Source organism: Aeoliella sp. (genome assembly GCF_965227375.1).
Classification (GTDB): domain Bacteria; phylum Planctomycetota; class Planctomycetia; order Pirellulales; family Lacipirellulaceae; genus Aeoliella.
Map to the genome: position 1 here is coordinate 222,649 of NZ_CBDDFX010000002.1, position 21,081 is coordinate 243,729.

The 21,081-nt window shown below is 61.0% G+C and carries 19 protein-coding genes; 9 read left to right on the forward strand and 10 right to left on the reverse strand.

Going from position 1 to position 21,081, the window contains the following annotated elements:
• Positions 1 to 8: 8 nt before the first annotated feature.
• The 4 genes from ACQK2L_RS14000 to thrC are packed head-to-tail and all read right to left on the reverse strand — an operon-like array spanning position 9 to position 3,999.
• The gene (locus ACQK2L_RS14000; protein ID WP_425397641.1) at positions 9 to 1,379 is read right to left on the reverse strand and encodes an MFS transporter; all 1,371 of its coding nucleotides are present in this window, start codon (positions 1,377 to 1,379) and stop codon (positions 9 to 11) included.
• A gap of 35 nt (positions 1,380 to 1,414) precedes the next feature.
• Positions 1,415 to 1,792 (reverse strand): hypothetical protein, encoded by a 378-nt coding sequence (locus tag ACQK2L_RS14005; protein ID WP_425397642.1) that lies wholly within the window; start codon positions 1,790 to 1,792, stop codon positions 1,415 to 1,417.
• Positions 1,793 to 1,821: 29 nt separating this feature from the next.
• Complete coding sequence (gene dapB / locus ACQK2L_RS14010; RefSeq protein ID WP_425397643.1) at positions 1,822 to 2,625, reverse strand: 4-hydroxy-tetrahydrodipicolinate reductase; 804 nt, start codon at positions 2,623 to 2,625, stop codon at positions 1,822 to 1,824.
• A gap of 9 nt (positions 2,626 to 2,634) precedes the next feature.
• Positions 2,635 to 3,999 (reverse strand): threonine synthase, encoded by a 1,365-nt coding sequence (thrC, locus tag ACQK2L_RS14015; RefSeq protein WP_425401097.1) that lies wholly within the window; start codon positions 3,997 to 3,999, stop codon positions 2,635 to 2,637.
• A 381-nt stretch (positions 4,000 to 4,380) separates the two neighbouring features.
• On the opposite strand from thrC, the gene ACQK2L_RS14020 reads away from it, so the two are divergent.
• From ACQK2L_RS14020 to ACQK2L_RS14030, 3 genes are all read left to right on the forward strand, one after another.
• A complete protein-coding gene (locus ACQK2L_RS14020) occupies positions 4,381 to 4,746 on the forward strand; it encodes a TraR/DksA family transcriptional regulator (protein WP_425397644.1) in 366 nt (121 codons plus the stop codon).
• A 75-nt stretch (positions 4,747 to 4,821) separates the two neighbouring features.
• Positions 4,822 to 5,406, forward strand: coding sequence for a signal peptidase II (gene lspA / locus ACQK2L_RS14025; RefSeq protein WP_425397645.1), 585 nt, complete (start codon positions 4,822 to 4,824; stop codon positions 5,404 to 5,406).
• Positions 5,407 to 5,828: 422 nt separating this feature from the next.
• Complete coding sequence (locus ACQK2L_RS14030) at positions 5,829 to 6,302, forward strand: RrF2 family transcriptional regulator (RefSeq protein ID WP_425397646.1); 474 nt, start codon at positions 5,829 to 5,831, stop codon at positions 6,300 to 6,302.
• Positions 6,303 to 6,320: 18 nt separating this feature from the next.
• Here the strand turns inward: ACQK2L_RS14030 and ACQK2L_RS14035 are convergent, their stop codons facing one another.
• The 3 genes from ACQK2L_RS14035 to ACQK2L_RS14045 are packed head-to-tail and all read right to left on the reverse strand — an operon-like array spanning position 6,321 to position 10,971.
• The gene (locus ACQK2L_RS14035; protein WP_425397647.1) at positions 6,321 to 7,346 is read right to left on the reverse strand and encodes a hypothetical protein; all 1,026 of its coding nucleotides are present in this window, start codon (positions 7,344 to 7,346) and stop codon (positions 6,321 to 6,323) included.
• Between the two features lie 11 nt (positions 7,347 to 7,357).
• On the reverse strand, positions 7,358 to 9,199 hold the full coding sequence (locus tag ACQK2L_RS14040; protein WP_425397648.1) for a hypothetical protein: 1,842 nt from the start codon (positions 9,197 to 9,199) through the stop codon (positions 7,358 to 7,360).
• Positions 9,196 to 10,971, reverse strand: coding sequence for a MotA/TolQ/ExbB proton channel family protein (locus ACQK2L_RS14045; RefSeq protein ID WP_425397649.1), 1,776 nt, complete (start codon positions 10,969 to 10,971; stop codon positions 9,196 to 9,198). Before ACQK2L_RS14045 ends, ACQK2L_RS14040 begins: the two co-directional genes overlap by 4 nt.
• 324 nt (positions 10,972 to 11,295) lie before the next feature.
• Here ACQK2L_RS14045 and ACQK2L_RS14050 point away from each other — a divergent pair, with 324 nt between their 5' ends.
• Positions 11,296 to 11,820: a hypothetical protein gene (locus tag ACQK2L_RS14050; protein ID WP_425397650.1), complete on the forward strand. Its 525-nt coding sequence runs from the start codon at positions 11,296 to 11,298 to the stop codon at positions 11,818 to 11,820.
• A gap of 8 nt (positions 11,821 to 11,828) precedes the next feature.
• Here the strand turns inward: ACQK2L_RS14050 and ACQK2L_RS14055 are convergent, their stop codons facing one another.
• Entirely contained in the window at positions 11,829 to 12,233 is a 405-nt protein-coding gene (locus ACQK2L_RS14055) for a hypothetical protein (RefSeq protein WP_425397651.1), read from the reverse strand.
• Between the two features lie 82 nt (positions 12,234 to 12,315).
• On the opposite strand from ACQK2L_RS14055, the gene ACQK2L_RS14060 reads away from it, so the two are divergent.
• From ACQK2L_RS14060 to ACQK2L_RS14070, 3 genes are all read left to right on the forward strand, one after another.
• A complete protein-coding gene (locus ACQK2L_RS14060; RefSeq protein ID WP_425397652.1) occupies positions 12,316 to 13,038 on the forward strand; it encodes a class I SAM-dependent methyltransferase in 723 nt (240 codons plus the stop codon).
• A gap of 93 nt (positions 13,039 to 13,131) precedes the next feature.
• Positions 13,132 to 14,544: a hypothetical protein gene (locus tag ACQK2L_RS14065; RefSeq protein WP_425397653.1), complete on the forward strand. Its 1,413-nt coding sequence runs from the start codon at positions 13,132 to 13,134 to the stop codon at positions 14,542 to 14,544.
• Between the two features lie 167 nt (positions 14,545 to 14,711).
• Complete coding sequence (locus ACQK2L_RS14070) at positions 14,712 to 15,734, forward strand: DUF1559 domain-containing protein (protein ID WP_425397654.1); 1,023 nt, start codon at positions 14,712 to 14,714, stop codon at positions 15,732 to 15,734.
• 11 nt (positions 15,735 to 15,745) lie between these two features.
• Here ACQK2L_RS14070 and ACQK2L_RS14075 read toward each other — a convergent pair whose 3' ends face one another.
• Positions 15,746 to 16,045 (reverse strand): hypothetical protein, encoded by a 300-nt coding sequence (locus ACQK2L_RS14075; RefSeq protein WP_425397655.1) that lies wholly within the window; start codon positions 16,043 to 16,045, stop codon positions 15,746 to 15,748.
• A 223-nt stretch (positions 16,046 to 16,268) separates the two neighbouring features.
• Between ACQK2L_RS14075 and ACQK2L_RS14080 the strand changes: the two genes are divergently transcribed.
• Positions 16,269 to 16,808: a hypothetical protein gene (locus tag ACQK2L_RS14080; RefSeq protein ID WP_425397656.1), complete on the forward strand. Its 540-nt coding sequence runs from the start codon at positions 16,269 to 16,271 to the stop codon at positions 16,806 to 16,808.
• A 79-nt stretch (positions 16,809 to 16,887) separates the two neighbouring features.
• Here the strand turns inward: ACQK2L_RS14080 and ACQK2L_RS14085 are convergent, their stop codons facing one another.
• Positions 16,888 to 18,909 (reverse strand): hypothetical protein, encoded by a 2,022-nt coding sequence (locus ACQK2L_RS14085; protein ID WP_425397657.1) that lies wholly within the window; start codon positions 18,907 to 18,909, stop codon positions 16,888 to 16,890.
• 652 nt (positions 18,910 to 19,561) lie between these two features.
• Here ACQK2L_RS14085 and ACQK2L_RS14090 point away from each other — a divergent pair.
• A complete protein-coding gene (locus ACQK2L_RS14090) occupies positions 19,562 to 21,007 on the forward strand; it encodes a matrixin family metalloprotease (protein WP_425397658.1) in 1,446 nt (481 codons plus the stop codon).
• The last annotated feature ends 74 nt before the right edge of the window (positions 21,008 to 21,081 follow it).

Sequence of the window (21,081 nt, forward strand, 5' to 3'; positions counted from 1 at the left end):
GTTGCCGACTATTCGTCGACCAGGGTTCGTTCTTCAGGACGGTAGAGCAACGCGATTGGCAACATGACCAAGGCGGTGACGCCGAACACTAGGTTGTCGCGCCATCCGTTTGCCGCCAGTCCCCAGGCGACCACTCCGTAGAGAATGCCGCCCAGGACGATGCCAGCGAAGTTGAACTGGTTCATGGTGGCGATCATTCGCCCTTTGTCATCGGGCGGCGGCAGCGCCTGCAGTAGCACCTGAATCGGCACTACGAACATGCCGGTGAAGAAGCCGAGCGCGATAAGCACGGGGATCGATCCGTAGAAGCCCAGTAGGTGGTTCTTCGGCCCGCCGGGTAGCGCGAGCAATACCAGGCAGACGAACATCCCGTAGGCGCCGGCACTCACAATGCGGGCGTTGATTCGCCCTTTGGAGAGGTAACCGCCGAGCACGCATCCTGCCGGGATGCCGACGGCCATCATGGCGGCCAGCAAGCTGGTCATGGCGTCGCCCACTCCAAGTTGCTTCTTGCCCAGAAGATTCACGCCGGCTTGCACCACCGCGCCGAGCATCCAAAAAGTGCTGCTGACCAACAGCGCCAGCAGAATCTGACGATTGCTGCGAATCAGCCGGATCATCTCGCCTGGGATGAACAAGTCTTGTTGCCGCAGCGGCGCGCCGGGCATCGCGGGAGGCACGCGCCATACTGTCAACGAGGTGAGCGTGCCAAGCACCGCAATGAATACGCAGACGCCAGAGACCATCCAAATTCGGTCATGCCCGAGTTCCTGCTTCAATACACCCGCCAACGCCACGCCGAAAATGATAGCGATGAACGTGAACATCAAGAAGATGCCGTTGGCCCGCGGTAGATCGGACTCGCGAATGGCTTCCGGCAGTATTCCGTACTTGGGTGGCCCAAAGAACGCGCTCTGCAGTCCCATGAAGAACAACACGACGAGCATGCCGTCGAAGCCGATTACCTCGTAATAGTAGAAGCCGACCATGCCGGCAGCCATCACGACGATTTCGGCTACTTTCGAACCAATGATCAACGTCCGTTTACTGGTGCGATCGGCGAGCCAGCCGGCGACACCGGAAAACAGCAGGAACGCAGCGGCGAAGACAACCGTCGCGATATCTTGCTTGCCCTTCGCCGCGGCGGCTGCTGCGCCGACCGGGATAGCCAAGAGCAGGATGAGTTGCTTGAACAGATTGTCGTTAAACGCCCCGAGAAATTGTGTGATTGCCATTCCCCAGAAGCAGCGATCGGCCAGCAGCTTCGGTTGGTCTGCATGCGACTCGGGTGCTGGCTCTGCTTGCGCAGGGGCATCGGTGGGCGTTGGCGGCTCGTAGGGGTTGGCGTCGTGTTGCATGCGGGAGATTATGGTCCGCATGGTTCACCGACCGCAAGGTCAAGCCGCCCGCCGGCCTATTCTTCGTACCCCGATCGGCGGCGGATCTTATGGGTCACTTCAGGCAGCGGGTACTCGATGATCGGCAGGTCCATGTGCACCAATTCTCGCAATCGGTGCCAACCGCGCGTGACCAGTTGTTCGCGTTGGTGGACAAATTGCGGATCGAGCGCTCGCTTATCGAAGTCGCCGTCGGCGACAACAGGCTCGAACTTCTCGTCGACGATGAATTGCGCCAGTGTGGGGTTACAGCGGATGTGCCGCTCCTGTTGCGTGTGGAGCACTTCGGGGTCGAGCATGCCGATCACGTATCGCAGGTACAGATCGCTCTCCACCAGCGATGCCACATCCTGGCCGCAAACTTCGCACAAGTAGCCTTCGTCGCACTTGGCCATGGAGAAACTCGGTTTGCAGGGCAGGGGGGCTAGAGGCTGTTGAGGCCTAGCACGTCTTGCATGTTGTAGAGGCCCGCCGGCTTGCCTTGCAGCCACTCGGCTGCGGCGAAGGCGCCGTGGGCGTAGCAGTCGCGGTTGGTGGCCGCGACGCGAAGCTCGATCGTCTCGCCCAGCAAGCCGAAGATGATGGTGTGCTCGCCAGGATTGTCGCCGGTGCGAATTGCGTGGTAGCCGATCTCGTCGTGTGGCCGCGCGCCCGAGTGACCGGAGCGGCCGTGTTGCGCGGCAGTCTGTCCCATGGCGTCGGTCACGATCTTGCCGAACGCCAGGGCGGTGCCGCTGGGAGCATCTTCCTTGAAGCGATGATGCCGCTCGATGATCTCGACATCCGCGCCCGACGGGTGGTCGCTTAGCGCGCGGCCGGCGATCTCGGTGAGCTTCATGGTCAGGTTGACCGCCATGCTCATGCTGGCCGCTTTGACGATGGGAATGTGCTGGCTGGCGTTCTTAATCGCCTCTTCCTGCGCATCGCTCAAACCGGTGGTGGCGAACACCAGCGGGATTCTTCGTTGCACGCAGTTGGACAACAGCGCATCTGTGGCCGCTGGCAGCGAAAAGTCGATCACCGCATCCGCGCGATCGGGCCACTCGGGGCCAAGCGGTACGCCAATCTCGCCAACGCCTGCGAGCACGCCCGCGTCGGTGCGGACTTTGGGACTCATGGCCGACTCGATGGCGGCGACGATCTTGATGTTCTGGGCTGCCGTGCCGAGCGCGATGAGTCGCTGCCCCATGCGTCCGCCCGCTCCGTGGATGGCTACTTCGATTGGCATGTTGTGATGCTAGCTGTTGAGTTGAATCGCTTGAACGATCGCGTCCAAGTCGTTGTCCACCTGCACTGCACGATTGGCAAACGCGGCCCGACTGACGCCGCGGCTGCCGAGCACGCGGTCGAATTCCTTTTGATCGCTGGTGTGATAGGCGACCGTGGCCGTGGGGTCTTTGAGCTGGTGGCCCGTAAGGATGCAGACGACGCGCTCGCCGGGGTCGATGACACCTTCTTCGCGCAGCAGCTTCGCCCCGGCCACACTGGCGGCGCTGGCGGGTTCGCAGCCCAGGCCGCTGGCGCCAACTTGTGCCTTGGCGTCGAGAATCTGCTGGTCGGTCACTTCGCGTACCACGCCGTCCATGCACTCCAGACCGCGGATGCACTTAAACAGATTGACCGGTCGGTTGATCTCAATGGCGCTGGCGATGGTATCGGCCCGCAGGTGCGCGGCGTCGAGTTCCGCGTAATAGGTGTCCATCACATCGCTATTGGGTGCGCCGCTGTTCCATCGCAAGCCGCGCTTCTCATAGAGTTCGTACAACGTATCGGCGCCCTGGGCGTTGATGATCGCCAGGCGGGGGATGCGATCGATGAGGCCCAGTTCCTTCAGTTCGTGAAATGCCTTGGCGAACGCGCTGCTGTTTCCGAGGTTGCCGCCCGGCACGACGATCCAGTCGGGCACTTCCCAATCGAGGCTCTCGATCACCCGCAGCATGATGGTCTTCTGACCTTCGAGCCGGAACGGATTGACGCTGTTTACCAGGTAGATGCCCATGCGGCTGCTGACTTCGCGCACCCGCTGCATGGCGTCGTCGAAGTCGCCGGCGATCTGGATGGTGAGCGCGCCGTAGTCCAATGCTTGCGAGAGCTTGCCGTAGCTGATCTTGCCCGAACCAATGAAGATCACCGCCTGCATGAGCTTGCTGACGCAGCAGTAAAGCGCGAGCGATGCGCTGGTGTTGCCGGTCGACGCGCACGCGGCCCGCTTCGCACCGATGGTGTGTGCGTGAGTAAACGCGGCGGTCATGCCGTTGTCCTTGAAGCTGCCCGAGGGATTCATGCCCTCATACTCCAGCAGCAACTGTCCCGGCTTCATGCCAACGTAACTGGCGACTCCGTCGCTGGACATCAGCGGAGTTTGCCCTTCGCCGATGGTGACCACCTTGTCGGGCGTAGCGAATGGCAGCAGTTCGTGGAATCGCCACACGCCGCTGCGGCACAATGGATCGTTGCGTCGTGTCCACTTGGCTTCGAATTCGCGCAGCGACTTGGGGACCGCGACCTGGTCCCATTGGTAGACGATATCGAGCAAGGAGCCGCAGGCGTCGCAGCTGGTGCGGACCTCGCCGACATCGTACGTCGCCCCACAGCCAGGCATGATGCACTGCTGGAAGGCGATGTCTTTGGTGGTGGCAACGGGTGGCGACACGGCGCGGACTCCGGCTACGACGAAGGGCTGAGATGAGGGGTACGGCCGCTTGAGGGGCATTCCCTCCCACACGGATGAAGGTGTGGAAATGAACGCCGCCAGGAGCCGTAACCCGCCATCGGCAAACGAGTTACTGAAGTTTAATTCACGCCCGCCAGCACCGCAACTCGCCCCTCGCAGCACTCGAATGCAGAGCCGATTCGTAGACCGGACAAACGAGTCAGGTTATAATGGCGAGTCTCCCCCTATAGCGGGAAGCTAACCCTGATTCATGCTCCTTTGTTGCCGCTGGTGATTTTGCCTCGCGGCCCCCGAATCTGGAGACCCTAGATGAAGAAGAGCGACACGCAGGCCTACAAGAACCAACTCCTCCTCCTCCGCGCTCGCCTCCGCGGAGATGTCAATGCCATGGCCGACGCCGCGCTGCGAAATTCTGGTTTGGAAGGCGACTCATCCAGCATGCCGATCCACATGGCGGAACTAGGTAGCGAGAACTTCGAGCAAGAGTTTACTTTGAGTCTGGTCGCCACCGAAGAAGATACGCTGGCCCAGATCGACGCTGCCCTGGCTAGAGTGGAGGAAGGCAAGTTTGGCAAGTGTGTCGAGTGCGATGGCGTCATACCGAAGACTCGGCTCAACGCGATTCCGTACACGCCGGTTTGCATCAAGTGCGCTGAGAAGCTAGAAAACAACTGACAAACAGGCCCGGGCGTGTACTGCCCGGTGTGTTGCGAAACCCGGTTGCCACGAGGACCATGGGAGGGACAGCGGATGTCCAAGCAAGCGGCCAAAGCTGCCAACCCTTACGCCAGTGGAAAGGCAGAGTCCGCTGAGGCTTCCTCTCTGAGCTATCCCCGCAGTCGCATCGCGCTGTTTGTCCTGCCCGCAGTGTTGGGGCTGGCAGCCGACCTGGTGAGCAAGTGGTGGATGTTCTCGCAGCCGGGACTGCGCTTCGGCGAGATCTGGTGGGTGATCAACGACTACGCGGGCTTTCAGTTAAGCCTGAACCAGGGCGCGCTATTCGGTATGGGGCAGGGGCTCGTCTGGTTGTTTGCGACTTTTGGAATCGCAGCCGCGGTGGCGCTGCCGATCTGGTTGTTCCGCTTCGGCGCGGCAACGGATGCCTTGCTCACCTTCGCTTTGGGTTGCGTGATGGCTGGCATCTTGGGGAATCTGTACGATCGCCTGGGCCTTCACGGCGAAGAGATCAAAGCGGTGCGAGATTTTATTCTCCTGCAGTGGGGTGCGGATTACCGTTGGCCCAATTTCAACATCGCCGACATGCTGTTGGTTATCGGCGCGGCGATCGTTTTCTATCGCTCACTCTTTCAGCCGGACAAGAAAGCGGAGAGTTAAGCCACTGCGCAACAAGTGACTGGTCCATTTGCAGGATAGGGATCGTTGCATGCGTATCTTGACCTGCTGGAAACGCTTGCACTTTCAAGTGTGTTACATCAACGGACGCACACAACTCGCGCAATGGAGATTTGCCGGTAAGCATGTGGAGATTTCCACATTCTCGCCCGCGGCGAAATATTCCTCTAGGGGATGCGCTTTCTATGTGTACAATGCGGGTGCTTATTTGGTCGATTCGCCGGCCAACCTTTTCCTCCGCTTAAAAGCTGTCGCGACCAAAGACTGGTCCCTTCCCTCGCTGACAAGAAGTTCAGGTGGTCTTGCCCCAGCGGTGGGTAGTTATGTGACAAGCCTTAGCGTTAGGGCCTTCGTGGCCACCCCCCCTGGATGGGCGGGGCGACTTGAGCATGGGAGACCTGGTTATGAAAGTATCTCGTTCTATGGCATACGCCGTGCAGGCGTTGCAGCAGTTGGCGATCGCAGACTCGAAGTCTCCCATCCCCTGCAATCTACTGGCCCGCGAGGGACAAATGCCCGAGCGGTTCCTACTGCAGATTTTGCGAACCCTCGTGAACAATGGTTTGTTGAACTCCATTCGTGGCGTGGAAGGCGGCTATGTGTTGGCCAAGCCAGCGGCCGACATTAGCCTGTTGGACGTGTTCGAAGCGTTCGATACACCGATCGTGCCGAGCATTCCTCCGCTGCCATCGCTGTCCGACTACGCTCGCGAACAGATGTCTCAGAGCATGAACCGTTTGGCGGGACTGGTGCGGCGCGAGCTTTCCCAAACCAGCATTGCCGACCTGCTGGATCCGCAGGCGATGCCGCAGCCACAGGGAGACTTGCGACCTCCGTTGCGAACGCAGCCTGTTTCGCAAACGCCCTCGGAAGTTTAAGCCGAACGCTGGGCGATGCTATTGGGCAGCCGTTTCGCGGCCTTTCGATGAGAGCAGGATCTGCTGGTCGCCTTGCAGTGGGCGGAGGTCGATGGCGAAGCCGCGCTTGCGGATGGCGGTCTGCAGCGCGCGGCACTCGACTACGCTGTCGGTGTACGCCCACAAGGTTACCACCGTATCGCGCGGGTTGGATCGATCGAGCAACTGATCCAACGAAGTTCCTTCCTGTAGCGCAAGTTCCACCGGTTCGCCCACGTCCTCGGTCAACGGCAACACTTCGCCCACCTCCATCGCGTCCACCGGTCGAACGCCCAAGGGACCGACCTGCGCCGACGCCAGGATGATGGCGTACTCCAGAATGTAGCCGTGGACCGGGCCCACCCGCGCTACCCCCTCGAGCCGGTTCAGGTCGCGACGAATGGCGTCGCCCGAACGCTCCTTGACCAGCTTGAGAAGCTGTTCGAGTGGCACCACCGATAGGCGATTTTCGTGCAGGCGGAGATGGATGTTCCGTTCCGCGCTTTTGCGGACTAGCGGTGTGGGAGAGTTGAGTAGTTTCTCGCTGTCGTCTTCTTTGCTGGCGAGTCCCACTTTCTGCAGCATGAGTTGTTGCCACTCGAAGTCGGCCTGAGCAAGTTCACTGCGGACACTCAGTCGCTCCGCCTCGCCCTGATCGAGTTTCGCCTTTTCGCGCTCCAGCTCTGCTTCCACGGCCGCCGTATAGGTGGCCAACTCGATGCGCAACGCATCCCGCTCTTCTGCTTCCACCGTGGCGGCTACGGCTTTGTCGAATAAGCGCTCGGTTTCGCTCCACTCCTTCTTCAGCGCCGCGGCGCGCTCTTCGATCGCAACTTCGCTAAGCAGGCCGACGGGTTCGTTGGCGGCGGCGACTGGTTCTTCTGCGAGCTGCGGTTGCATCGCCGCGCGAATTCCCACGACGATTACCAGCAAAATCAGTATGCCGACAATGTTGGCCACAATGTCCAGGAACGAATCCTGAACACCGTTGTCGTTGGTCGCTGAGTCGTGACGTTTTCGGCCCATGGCTGTTCCGTCTAGTTGCGAGTGTTTCCGGGAAGCATCGCCACGCGGACGTCGAACCCTCCTTGGCGGAGTACGGCCGCCAACTGGTCGGCAAGTTGCTGTCCGCCGGGGGCAACCGACATCTCCAGCACCGGCTGCCAGTAGAGTCCCTGGCCCGCCCAGCCCCAGCCGTCGATCTCGCCACGAATGGCCTCGACGAATTTGCCCGCTGCGTGCTGACCACCTTGCTCAAGCGGAATGCTGCGATCGGCGACGGACTGCTTGCCCGACCGAACTACCAGGCGGCTGGCTTCCACCTGAACACGAATGGTGCGCACGAGCGCCACACCATTCTTAGGTTTGGTGGATCTCCCCGCACCTTGGGCTCCAGCAGCCGCATGCATCGAGTGGTTCTGGCCCGCCAGGTCGTCTGCATTGCCCTTGGCCGCCCCGCCCGCAGCGTTGGGGGCATCGGCCTGCTGGTTGCCTGGTTGAGCGACCTGTTGGGCTTGTGAACTGGTTGGTTGGCCGGTTGGTCCCGCCACTTGTTGTGCGTTGGGTTGTTGTTCTGTAGCGGAGGCATCTTCGTGCTGGCCATTGCCCTGCTGCGCGGTGGTGGAGTTGGCTGGCTGCCAGCTGCGCATGGCGGCCTCCGCTCGCGCGCGATCGGCCGCGGCGTAGCGGTTGGGATCGCGTGGTGCGCTGTTGTCGCCTTGGCGACTTGCTGGCGCTGGACCACCGCGAGTCTGGGCTGCGTGAGCAGAGTCCAGAACCGACGCGATCCGATTGATGTCAATCGAATTGTTACTGAGCAAGATTTGCGAATTGGCTGCGCCAGAGCGTCCACCGACCGGCGATAGCATGCTGGGCAACAATCCCTTTCGCACCTGCTCTAGCGGGCTGGGACCTTGCTCGAACGAGTGCACCTCGCTGTGAGCGTAGGTGGGCGCGCTGTCTCGCTTGGCGGCCATCCTCCGACGAGCGTTCTCGACCGCGTGCTGTATTTCGTTCGACAGCGCGGGATCGGCGGCGGTATAGTCCAGCTCGCAATCGGCCTCCACCAATTCGTACCCGTACTGCATGTTCGCGCGTTCTAGCGTGGTTTGCACGATGGACAAGGCGCCGATCGCGTCGGGCCTGGCGACCACCAGCGGATATGCTTGCTTCTGGCTCGCCAGCCCGTGATCGACGTAGTACTGCTGAGCAGCACGAATCGCCGACGGGAGCGGACCGCCAGCGCCCAGACGCCGGTTGAAATCGGACGGCGTGAGCTCGATCCCTTCGGGCTGGATGACCACGGAATTCCGGCGGCACTCGACGTAGATCGGCTGCCGCCGGGTGCCATTGGGACCTTCGTAAGGAACGATGGCGTATCGTTTGGTGTGCTTCTCCGCCTGGCGTTTGAGTCGTTCGATCTCCTTCTTGGTTTCGGCGATCAACTCTTGTTGCTTGGCTAGCCGCTCCTTCGCCTTCTCCAGATCGTCGGTGTTGCCTTCGTCGAGCGACTTCAGCTCGTCGATCTCCACCCGCAACATTCCCAGGCGTTCATCGTAGCGGCGGATGTTTTCTTCGATCTGGCTCAACCGCAGTTGCTCATCGCCGAGCTTCTTGTTCAACTCGCTACGTCGCTGCTCGAGCTTCTGCGCAGCTTCGTCGAGTTTCTCCATCTTGGCGCGGAGCTTCTCCTGCTCTGCCTCGTCCACCTGGGGCGCGGCAGCCTGCTTGGCCAATTGCTTGCGTTCCGCCTGGTCGAGCTGCACGCTGGCCATGACCACCAGCAGCACCACCAGCACCCCCATCGTGCACAGCAGCACGGCGAGAAAGGGGAACAGCGAACCGGAGTTCGAATTGTCGCGGCGTGATGCGCGGCTCATGCGGCGTGGCTAGCTGGGTTGCCAGTCGAAGGACCGTCAAAGTCGATGTGAGGTCGGCTGCCGCTCTCGCGTCCCATCCGGGCGCTCAGCAGTTGGATGGCGGCCGACAGGCTCAACAGCGTCTCTTCAAAGTTATGCGTACGTCCCAACGCGGCCATGTTCTGGTTGAGCGTCTCTTCCAGTTGCTTCACCTGCCCGGTGGCGTCGACCACCTTCAGCAGGATGTCGCCCTGGCGAACGAGTTGTTTCTGTTGCTCGACCGTCGCGCCGGCGGCATCGACCAAAGCGGATTGCATGTCTTTGAGCAGCTTTTCGCTTTGTCCTACCAGTTTCTCTTGGCGGTCGGCCGACAGCACCATGGCCTCGCCCAACGCGGCTTCCACTTCCGACAGATGGCGGCGGTTCTCCTGCGCCAGCTCTTCCTCGCTGCGCGTGAGCGTCTCGCCGTGCTTGTGCAGTGCCTCGACCAACAGCTCGGCCATCCGCTCCAGCCCGTCGCGCAGCCGCCCGATCAACTCGGCGGTGCCTTGCTGAATGGTTTCCGACTGCGTCTGCACCGCCACGCCCAGTACGTCTACCTGCTTGGCGACCAGTGTTTCCAGTTCACCCAGCTGCTTGGCGAACACGTCGTCCACCAGGCCCAGGCGATTGACCACGCCGTTTTCGATGGCGTTTACATTGCGCTGCACGCCATCGTTGAGCATGTTAATTTGCTTTTCGATGTTGGTGTTCATCGCCGTGAGCTGATGCCCCAGCAGGTGCTCGAGCGCGGCAACTTGGCGATCGGTCGACGTGGTGAGTGTCTGGGCGTGGCGTTCCAGGCTGTCGTGCAGCGTGGCTTGCAGCGATTCGTCGAGCAATTTGCCAGTGGCTGCTGTGATATCGGCCCAGTGGCGGTGGCTCTCCTCGATGGTGTCTTGCAGGATCTGACCCTGGCGAGTGCTCATCGCTTCGACCGTGCGAACCACCTGCTCGGCCATCCGTCGCACCGCGGCCACTTGCGGATCGTTGGCCGATCCGTATTCGAAGAACCGGCCGACTAATTCCTCCTCGGTGCGAGCGTCCACTGCTTCCAGCGCGGTCTGTTCGATTCGCTCGACGACGAATTTACCGAACATAATTGGTATCGACAGGGCGAGCGACAGCGTGGTGGTGTCGAATGCCGAGGTGAGCGGCGGAATTACTTGCTTGAGCGACTCGACGATGTTCTCCGCATCGAAGGACAGATGACCAATCGCCGCCGCGATGCCGATCACCGTGCCCAGGAAGCCGAGACTCGGCACCGCCCACAACACGACTCGCACCAGCGAGTAGCCGGACGACATGCGGTCGATGTCGACTTCTTCCAGATGATGCAGTTGCTTGTCGAGCGTCTCGGCCGAATCCTTCCGCCGCACGAACTCGAGCGCCGCCCGAAGACGGCGGATCAGGTAGGTCTGCTGGAACAAGTGCGGTACCGAGTCGAGTTGCTCCGCCAGTCGTGGCGCGTCTCTCGTAGGTTGCCCGCCAACGGTGGGTGGCTCTAGCAGCGTCCGTTCCATGACCATGAACTGCGGAATGAGCCCGATCGCGCGAATCACCAAAGCGGCCATCGCAATGAAGAACAGGACCGTCGTGGCGATCTCGATCCAGTGACCCATCAGGTAGCGGTCGAGCACCGTGTTGTTAATGACGTCCTGCTTCAGGAGGGCGTACATCAACATCGATGCCAGGCCGCCCCAAATAAGGGGCGAACGAAGCAGCCATTCGGAAGCGGAGGCAATGCGTGACACGATCGAGCGTCCTTTCTCGGTCTCAGTTAGTGAACCACTCACAGCCAACGCGCAGCACCTGCGCAGCCGACCAGTGGGCCCTCAACGGTAAGATCGGCCTAATCGATAGAGTCAACCAACAAAACTGTCAAATTGAGCTTGGTGCTAGGATGGCAATGCTAGCAACTGGAGGCGGCGCAGCATGTTATCGGAACTGACCACAGCCCCGCGGTTAACGCGGCGTTTCAGCCTGCTGGCGACGCTGCTGGTGATGGTCGTGATTGCGATTCTAGCGGCGGCGGCCGTATATTCGTTCCGGTGGGCGGAACGAAATAGGTGATTCTCATGAACTTACTTCGACACGCCGTGGTGTTTGTGGTGTTGGCGACCGTGCTCTTGGCGATCGTCGGTTGCTTGGCTCGCGGTGGGATCATTTCGTTCAATCTCGACCTCGATCAGGCGCCGCTGGACGCGGGCACACAGCGGTTTGTCCGAGCGTGGCTAAGGCTCGGGCTGGTTCTCGGAGTCGTGACGCCGCTGGTTGTTTGTCTTTGCTGGCTCCGCTCCTCCGACGTCCGCCAAACGCTTGGCGTGTATGTCATGGTGCTGGTAGCTCAGATTGCCACCGAGGTGATGATGCGACGCTTGTTCTTTACATCGATGCTCGTGATCATCGGCACCACGTACACGGCGTATCGTCTGTGGCAATTGTGGCGGATAGAGCAGGTCCTTGGCACATCGGAGCAACTCAGCCAGAACGCTCGGCGGCTGATGATGGGGTTGCTCTACTTCTTGGTTGCCTTCTGGACAGTCAATCTGACAGTGGTTCTCTTGGGGATTGAATGGCCACGGTTGTTTGTCGAAGTGTGATGATAGTCCTAATGGTCGTGAACAACATACTCGACCTTCCTGTCTGTCGAAAAGCGAACGGTGACGTGGCAAAACGTGACGCCCGAGTACTCCCAATCGCCGTCGCGCGTTCTTGTGGGCGGTCCGAGTAGTGACTCTACCTCGGCCTGGGTCATTCCCGGCTGCACTTGATTTAGTCGATACAACGGAACGGGATGCGCATCCATCACGACGATGGGGAATCCAAAGACACCAACAGCAAGTATGGCTAGAATGCACAGTGTGGCGGGCAACAGCTTTCGGTAGCATACTGCCACAATGGCCAGGCAAACGAGTCCGAATAGCAACGCGAAGAGAGGTCCCAGCGGATAGAACGATCCGTAAAGCCAGGCGGCGATGGCCACGACGGCGACCAACAGCAAAAGTTGTTTCAATGAGAAGCGGCCAGATATCATTCGCTATTCTGCTCCCGATCCGTTGAACGCCAAATGACAACATACCAAGGAACGCTCGCAAATGCCTGATGATCATTCCCCCTTGGATATTTTCGAAGGTTGGTCGCTGTACGATTGTGTGGTCAACAATAACTACATGCTGCACGAGGAGTTGATCGAGGCGGTGGCTCCCCACGCGGCGCGGTATGGTGAGCCGCTGCGGGTGTTGGATCTTGGTTGCGGCGATGGTTACATGGCCGCTGGCGTACTCAAAGGCGCGAACGTCGAGAGCTATCGGGGCGTCGACTTGTCCGAGTCGGGCTTGAAGCGGGCAGCCGAGCGGCTGGCTCCGATCGCCGCGCGCGTCGAGGTGCATGAAGGGAGTATTCGAGCCGCGGTGCGCGAGTCGATCGAGCCGCCGCCCAACTTTTTGCTTGCCAGCTTCTCACTGCACCACTATCGGGTGACCGAACTGGGGCCGCTGATCGCCGACTGCCAGCGCCTGATCGCGGCTGGTGGGCTGTTTGTGTGGATCGATGCCCGTCGAGGCCACGGCGAGTCGCGCGAAGAGTACTTGCGGCGATTTCACGAAGTGCTCCTGCCCACCTGGTCGGAGTTGAGCGAGGACCAAATGCAGGAAGTCCGCCAGCACATGAATGACGAAGACTTTCCCGCCTCGGACGACGAAAAGCTGGCTCTGGCCAAGTCGGCTGGCTTCGACGAGCCCGACGTGTTGTACGCCGACGACTACTTTTCGGCACACTTGTTTCGTAAGACGGGAACCAATTCGCTGCCAACTGCGTAATACCCACGGAACATCATCTGCAACTTGCACAGAGAGGCTAGGCAAGACAGTAGCGTCGCGAGTATCCGGATAATTGCCAGAGGGGGCGATTCGGTGACCGACAGCAGTTCCTACGTGCCGCTTCCGCTGGACCGCAGGCCGCCTTGGCGGCCGCGCGTGAGCACCCAGATTATGCTGCTAGTGGTGACGCTCGCGTGCATGGGATTTGCCTACGGCGCCCGACATTGGCACGCCTACGTGGCCCACCAGCGCGACCGCGAGATCGCCCAACTGCTTGAATCGCTGGGCGGCAAGACGCGTTATCTGGGAGAATCGCGGCGAGCGTTTTGTCTCGAGTTCGAACCGACCGAACGAGTGCTGCAGGACGATGGCATGCAGCTGGTCGTCCAGATGGACGCCTTGGACTACATCGACCTGCGCCGCACGGCGATTACCGATCGGGGGCTCAAGCAACTCTACAAACTGCCAGACCTGCGGTGCGTGCGCCTCGATCTCCATTCATTTTCGGAACAAGCGGTGACAGAGTTGATGGAGCGGATGCCGCAGGTGCGCGTCGAACCCCGCCAACTCTCTCGGACGAGCACCGTTGGTGGGTTTCGCGCGATCTGCAACGCCATGGAGAGCACGCATGGGCCGCTGTGGGAAGGAAGTTTCAAGGTCCGCATGCCCTCGGAGGTGCTGCCTTACCTCAGCGAGATTGAACACCTCACTAGCGTGGACCTGAGCAAGAGCAAAACACAGGACCGCGACCTCCGCCACCTGCGGAAACTGGGTAGCCTACAAGAGCTGAAGCTAAATGGTACCCAACTAACCGATCTCTGCCTGCCGCACCTGGAGCACCATGAAGACTTGCGCGAAGTCTTTCTGCTAGATACCGACGTCAGCCGAACGGGGGTGGAGTACCTGTTCGAGCGGCTGCCCAAAGGCTGTCGGGTGCATTGGATCGAAGGCAAGTTCCGCAAAGGCAAGATCGCCAGGACACCCGACATCTTCGCCCGCGATCCCAGCGCTGTGTGGAATAGCGTCGAGTGGTTCGAGACCCACAGCGACTTGATCCGCTTGCAGCTTGTCGATCGGTACCTCGACAATTTGCAGCTCGACCAGCTCGGTCAGTCGTTTGCCAACTTGCAGGACCTCGAACTCTATCGCGTCGGTGTCATCATCAGCGACGCCGAGAAACCGGCTCCGCTGGCGAGTCTGCGTTTCTTGCGTCTGAGCCATTGCGATCTGAGCGACGAGGTGATGGAGTTCGTTGCCACGCTCCCCGCGTTGGAGGTGCTCGACTTGAGCCACACCAACCTCACCTCCGCTGGGGTCAAGCAGCTCGAAAACTCCGCGATGCTCGTGGAGATCGATCTCACGGGAACGACGGTCAGCGACGAGTCGGTGGAGCAGTTTCGACAGGCGCAACCTCGCTGTGCGGTGTTGAGGGGGGACTCTAAGGCTCCGCCGGGAGTCGGATCTACCGACACTGGTGTCGTAACAGTCGACATCGAAACGTGGTGAACCACCGATCTTTGGGGCGGAATCGCTGAAAAACGCCCGGAATGGCGCGAATCTCGCCTCCAGGTATCGACACGGGCGCGGGATGTGCTTTCAATGGCGACCAAACAGCCGGGGACGGTGTGTCCCCAGACGGAACAGAAGATCTCAGAGAGAGCGCAAGCACACAAATGGATTCTACGATATCTCCGCGCCGCCGCGGCGCGTTTACGTTGGTCGAACTATTGGTCGTGATCGCCATCATTGGCATCCTGGTTGCGCTGTTGCTGCCAGCCGTACAAGCCGCCCGCGAAGCGGCGCGGCGGAGCCAATGCAAGAACAACCTGAAGCAGCTGGGGATCGCTGCGTTGAATTATGAGAGCGGTCTCAAGCACTTGCCGCCCAGCGCGCTAGTGGACCTGACTGTCACCAGCACCGACAACAACGGGTCGTGGGGCGTGCACGGTCGGCTGTTGGAATACATCGAGCAGGCTCAGCTTCACGACCTGATCGACGTCGAAGTGGCGTGGGATGCACAGCAGGCGATTCACGATGTTCGCATCGACGTGTTCCAATGCCCCAGCGATCCCAAGGCTCGTGAGTCGCGTGTGTTCACCGACGGCAAGCCCACGTTGTGGCCAACCAACTACGGTTTCAACTTCGGCACTTGGTACGTGTTCGATCCGTCCACTCGCAAAGGTGGCAACGGAGTGTTTTATCCCAACAGCAATTTGAAGCTATCGCGCATCACCGACGGCACTAGCAACACGCTGCTGGCCGCGGAAGTGAAAGCGTGGACTCACTACACCCGCAACGGCGGCCCCTCCAGCACCGAGATCCCCAATGACCAGGCGGCGGCCATCGCTGCGGTGAACTCAGGTGACCAACAGAAGAACACGGGGCACACCGAGTGGCCCGACGGTCGCGTGCATCACACAGGATTCACGGCCACGCTCGTGCCGAACTCCTATGTGCCCTTTGAGTACAATGGCACTGAAGTCGATGGCGATTTCAACTCCTGGCAGGAGGGCAAGAATGGCAGTGCCGGTTCGGCCACCTACGCGATGATCACCTCGCGGAGCGAGCATCCTGGCGGCGTGCAGGTCGCCATGGTCGATGGCTCGGTGCAGACAGTAAATGAAGACATCAACGTCGATGTGTGGCGATCAATGGCCACCCGCGCCGGCGGCGAGACGCTGCAGAACGGGTTTTAGCGGGCAGTGCCTCAGTCCAAACCTGTGGTAGACTCTTCCACTGCTTCGATGAGCATGGCTCGTTCTACATCGAAGGGGAAGAGCAGATCGCCAAGTGGTTGCACATGAACCCGTAGGCGTTTCGAACCCTCATCCGCTGGTTTTGGCGAGAGCTGGCCGTGGAACTGCGGCGTCACCACGGCCTCGCGCGGCAACGTTTCGCGTTGTCCGGAAGTCTCGCCACCGCGCTGCGAAACCAGAACGCCGGCGCCGAAGGCAACGACAACCGCTAGCAGCAAAAGCAACGCGTGAGATCGATTGTCCGAAGGCATGACACTTCTTGCCGTTCGAGGAATAGAGGTGCGGCTGACTCGCGCAAGTTGATTGTACCGCAACTGCATAGCGTTGCCATACACGAATATCCAGGCAGTGGACTTGGGTGCTGGTAGGGTGCGATGGGGGCCTGCGCCGGGTAGAATCTCCACTAGTCCATTGGACAGGGTTCGAATTCTCCGGCCGCTTGGCAGCCATCTTACAAAGCCAGGAGCAAACCAAGTGCGATTCAGCATTCGCGAGTTGGTGGCAGTCGTTGCCGCAGTTGGCCTGGGACTTAGCGCGTTCAAGCTAGGCGGGATGACCCTGTCGGTATTCAGCGCGCTGGTTGCGATGGGCACGTTGGCGGCGATCATCGTCGGTCTGGTAGGCACCGGCGCCTGGCGAGCGTTCGGTATCGGCTTTGCCATTGGCACGGCCGGCTACCTGGTGCTTCACCTGCTGAGCCCCTTGTCGGCGTCAGACGATCAATTCTTGTCTGGCGAAGCCACCAGACTAGCCCGCCGGTACTTTCAACGGACCTTCTATATCAATAGAGAAACCGGTGAGCAGGCAGAACCGGATGATCCAAGAGTGCAGCCTAACCCTGCCACGATGCCGTTTACTAGGTGGCGTCGCGTCACGCAGCCGAGCACGTCAGACCTGACGGCGGCGGTCCATACGATGCTGGCGTTGCTCCTCGGTTACCTGGGCGGCAAGTTTGCCTCGGCGGTTTTCCGAGTTCAGTCTGGCAATCGAACTGATGGCGCCGAAACCGGCTAGTGCCAGCCTCGGCGATGGGCGTCGCCAGTTCCGTGTCTTACTCGCCGCGATTCGACACGGAGTGTCGAGCTACAGTTGGCTACTGTATCGCTCGCACCGAACCCAATCGCCCGCTGGGTGAGAGCAGGTTGATCGTGACCGGCACCTGGGTTTGGTCGCTCGAAACGTTGCCGGCCAGGTCGCGGACTTCGAGGCGGACGTAGAACGTGTTGGGCAGGTGACGCGCGAGTCGCCAGGAGTAACGGCCGTTGTTGGGCAAGTTCGAGGCCGCAGTGGCCCACGGGCCGGTGGGCGTGCTGCTGTACTGCAGCGTTGCCTTCTCGTCGTCCGACAGGCTTGCCGGGCGTTGCCACTCCACGTGCAACAGGTTGGCCTCGGCGCCGGTGCCCTGGCGAATGCCAGTGAGCTTGGCCGCCGGTGGCGTGGTGTCGACGCGAACGAATATCTCCGGTCGATCGCCGGGCCGCGGGCGGACTGGGTCGATTCCGCCCGCGGTTTCCACGACGATTTTCAGTCCATAGTCACCCGGCGCGGGTACCGTTGCCAGTATTGGACTGCGATTATCGCTATCGACACTCAACCGCCGCCAACTATTGCCGCCGTCGGGAGTGCCCCACAACTCGACGCGAGTCACCCCATACGTACCAGCCGTATCGACGTCGTAACCGATCTCGAAGTCCAGCGAGTTCAGGTGCTGTACCGCCGATGGAGCCGGTTGGTTGTTCGAACCCGCGAATCCCGTCGCCGGCTGCGCGGTACTGCCAAGCGACGGCAGTCGATGCAGATCAGGCGCCTGGAGGTTCGTATCGATGCCGCGCGACGCTGCTCCTTGGAACGGTTGCGCCGAGGCAGTTCGCATCTGTGGGTAGTTCGGCCGACTCTGCGGCAATTGAAACGGTGAAGCGGTCGACTCAGTGGGTTGCGGACTGGCGTTGGCGCTCCAGCCCATGCTGCTAGTGGTGCTACGATTGGGCGACATTGCCACGCTTGCGGGCGGAGGTGTCAGGCGGTGCACTTCGCCCGAACGGGGCGAACCAAGCGGCACGGGCGACTCGCCGTCGCTGGGCCAATGCTGGATCGCGGGTGGCGGTGTGGTGGCCGCCACCGAGTTGCTCACCATGCCCGTTGCGCCAGGTCCCGACCAGCCGACTCGCGCCGAAGAGGCCAACGAGTTCGAGGGCGGAGGAGGCAATGCATGGAAGGGACTGCCGGACGACGCTCCGTTGCCAGCGATGGCACTGCCAGCTGCAGGACCAGTCGTTGGCTGTGGCAGTCGGTAGCTGCTGCTGGCGAGTTGCGCACCAGGTGTCGCACCCACGCGGGCTTCGGCGCCCGCTTCGCGGATGTTGCCGGCCAAGTCGCGGACGCCCAGTCGGACCCACACCACTTCGGTTCCCGGCGGCACTTGCCAGGTAGCTTTGCCCTGTGCGTAGCCAGCGGCGGGAACTTGCAGCGACCCGCCCGGCACCGTTTGCCAGTGACTGTCGCTGGGCGTGCGGTATTCGAGCGTCGCCTGGGTGGTATCGAGGTTTGTGTCGCTCGCTTGCCAGACCGCTTGAACCGAACCACTGGATGCGAGCTGCGCCGTCAGTGCTCCGATGGTGGGATTCTGTGTGTCGACGACCACCCTCAGTTCCCCCTGAGGAGGCCCGGCGGGCCAAGGTTGGCCCTTGGTGTCGATGGTCTGCATGGCGAACAGGTATTCGCCGTCGCTAGGCGCGTGATACTGAAAGAACTGTACTTCGGGTTTGGCATCGGAAACGATCTCCGACCACGAGGCCCCACGGTCTTGCGACAAGAACAGTTTCACAGCCGCCGCATCGGTGACCTTGCTCCCACTATCCCACTTGTACTCAATCTTAAACAGGCACTCCGAGGAGTACGCTAACGGGGGCTGCTGCGTTGCAGCGGGGGCTGACCGTGCGGCCGAGTGCGACGGAGTCGCCGCGGGTTGAGCATGCACCGGCGGAAAGGCCGATTGCACTTCCGGAGGTGCGGATGTAGGGAACGGCGACTGGCCTTGCGCTGCCGTAGCCAAATGGGCTACGGCGAGCGCGGCCAGCACAGTCCAGCGGTCGATTTGACGCATTGGTGTACGCACAGCAAGTTCGCTTCGAGCCGGAGCGACCCCCTGAGTCGCTCCATCGATAACGCGCAGGTCACGCACGACGGCGCGGCCCACTTGCTGCCAAATACACACGCTGGCAGCCCCCCATGAGGAAATGTATCGGTTATGCCAGGCCTGCGGCTTTGGGGGAATTTGCCGGCAAAGCAAAATGATTGCTAGCAGGCGGCTGGGGGGTTATGCTGGAATGCAGCGGATCACCGTTGGTCCCGCAAGGAACAAATGCCTCACTTTTCCGCTGCCCGCCTGCCGCTCGTGATCTAACGCCACTGTCGCCCCCTCCAATCTGCCCTCGACGGGTGGCTCTGTTGGGCGAAGTCTCTTTCGCATGCGTCCCACGACCGTTTTCGGTGTATGGCTGCGCGCAGGACCGGCGACTCACGGTATTTGAATTCTCTTGAGCGGTAGGGCGTGTGGAAAAGTTTGCTGCGGCTTCGGTCGCCGACAGACCTTCAACAGAAAACCCCTGCCGATGAATGCCAGCAACTTGCTCCGCGGTCTCTGCCAATTGGCGGACGACCAGCCGCGCACGGCGTGTGGGCACCGCAGAAGCGATTGCTTTTGTGGGTCCGACGACCGTTGTGTGGGCGGCTGCGCGCGCGACGTCGGCCAACCGCCGGAGTAGCCAATGCCTCGTTCCAATTGGAGTCTCGCGTGCGCCATGGCCATGGCTTGGTGCGCGACGATACCAGCCTGGGCCTGCCAATGGTGCGGTGGTGGAGGCGGTGCGCTATCCTATTGCACGCTCGAGGCAAGTGTCTGCCCGACCGCCGCGGCGTACGAAACCAGTGGCAGTAGCGACGAGCCGGGCCTTGCGCCCTTCAACACCCAGAACAGCGGTTGGACCAGCACCTCGCAAGGCACCTCGGGGCTCGGTCGTCCAGTAAAGGCAACCTGGAGCATCGTGCCCGACGGAACACAACTGCCAACCGGCGTGGGGGAGCCAACCTCCAACAGCGACCTGGTTGAATTCCTCGACGACCTGTTCGAAGGCGGAGCGAGTCCCGGCGGCACCAGCGACCTTTCGCAGCGTAGCTGGTTTGGCTTGATCGAAAGCTCCTTCAACCGCTGGACCGAGGTGGCCGGCATCGACTTCGAGTACGCCAGCAACTCCAATGGCCAGTACGCCGTCGACGACGGTGCCCGCCTGCCCAACTCCAGCGGACTGAACAACGTGCGTGGAGATCACCGGTTGGGAGGGCACTTCATCGATGGCGACGTCCGACCCAGTGTGCTGGCTTACAACTACTTCCCCAACTTCTCCGACATGGTGATCGATACATCGGAGGTCACCATTCTGGGCAACCCGGCCGACAACTACCTGCGGTTTCGTAACACCATCATGCACGAGTTGGGGCATGGCTTGGGCCTGGCGCACAACGAGTCGGACGATACGACCGAAGGCGACGATAAGCACGTGTTCGGTTCGTTCCTGATGGAGCCCATTCTGTCCACCACGTTCGACGGACCGCAGTACGACGACATCCTGGGCATGCACCGTTTGTATGGCGACGTGCTGGAGAAGGACGGCGGAAACGACACCGCCGGCACGGCTACGGATCTGGGAATCCTGCGCACGCACGAGTCCATCATCCGCGGCGCCGATGGTCACGACGCGCACGTCGATCCTGTCGACACCGATTTTGTGAGCATCGACGACAACGGCGACGTCGACTACTTCCAGTTCACGATCACCGAAAGAAAGTCCATCAACGTCGAGCTTTCTCCGGTTGGTCCCGACGAGTACCTCAACGGCCGCGACAAGAGCGCCGAGAATGGAACGCAGACCACGTTCTACCCCAAGAGTCAGAGCGACCTTGTGCTACAAATGCTGGGCCCCAATGGCATCTCCTCGCTGGTCACGGAAAATTCCACTGGCTTGGGATCCGCGGAGGAGATCATCGAGTACGAGCTCACGGAGCCTGGCACGTACTATCTGCGGATCTCCGGCCTCCAAAACGCCGCGCAGATGTACGAGCTGAAGATTATCAGCGTGCCCGAGCCGGCCTCATGGGCCCTGGCGGGCGTAGGATTCTTGGCCGGCGCGTGGCAATGGCGTCGTCGCCGCCGGTAAGGTGTCGCCTGCCCGGTGTGCACGGTTTTTCTCGGGCCGCAAATTCTGGCGCTCCCATTTTGCGCCAACCGCGT

Excerpts from the sequence above, each read along its gene's own strand:
- ACQK2L_RS14020 (WP_425397644.1), top strand. The coding sequence starts at position 4,381 with ATGAAGAAGAGCGACACGCAGGCCTACAAGAACCAACTCCTCCTCCTC.
- ACQK2L_RS14000 (WP_425397641.1), bottom strand. The coding sequence starts at position 1,379 with ATGCGGACCATAATCTCCCGCATGCAACACGACGCCAACCCCTACGAG.
- ACQK2L_RS14005 (WP_425397642.1), bottom strand. The coding sequence starts at position 1,792 with ATGGCCAAGTGCGACGAAGGCTACTTGTGCGAAGTTTGCGGCCAGGAT.
- ACQK2L_RS14060 (WP_425397652.1), top strand. The coding sequence starts at position 12,316 with ATGCCTGATGATCATTCCCCCTTGGATATTTTCGAAGGTTGGTCGCTG.
- ACQK2L_RS14035 (WP_425397647.1), bottom strand. The coding sequence starts at position 7,346 with ATGGGCCGAAAACGTCACGACTCAGCGACCAACGACAACGGTGTTCAG.
- ACQK2L_RS14075 (WP_425397655.1), bottom strand. The coding sequence starts at position 16,045 with ATGCCTTCGGACAATCGATCTCACGCGTTGCTTTTGCTGCTAGCGGTT.
- ACQK2L_RS14070 (WP_425397654.1), top strand. The coding sequence starts at position 14,712 with ATGGATTCTACGATATCTCCGCGCCGCCGCGGCGCGTTTACGTTGGTC.
- lspA (WP_425397645.1), top strand. The coding sequence starts at position 4,822 with ATGTCCAAGCAAGCGGCCAAAGCTGCCAACCCTTACGCCAGTGGAAAG.
- ACQK2L_RS14040 (WP_425397648.1), bottom strand. The coding sequence starts at position 9,199 with ATGAGCCGCGCATCACGCCGCGACAATTCGAACTCCGGTTCGCTGTTC.
- ACQK2L_RS14090 (WP_425397658.1), top strand. The coding sequence starts at position 19,562 with ATGCCTCGTTCCAATTGGAGTCTCGCGTGCGCCATGGCCATGGCTTGG.
- ACQK2L_RS14050 (WP_425397650.1), top strand. The coding sequence starts at position 11,296 with ATGAACTTACTTCGACACGCCGTGGTGTTTGTGGTGTTGGCGACCGTG.
- dapB (WP_425397643.1), bottom strand. The coding sequence starts at position 2,625 with ATGCCAATCGAAGTAGCCATCCACGGAGCGGGCGGACGCATGGGGCAG.
- thrC (WP_425401097.1), bottom strand. The coding sequence starts at position 3,999 with ATGCCTGGCTGTGGGGCGACGTACGATGTCGGCGAGGTCCGCACCAGC.
- ACQK2L_RS14030 (WP_425397646.1), top strand. The coding sequence starts at position 5,829 with ATGAAAGTATCTCGTTCTATGGCATACGCCGTGCAGGCGTTGCAGCAG.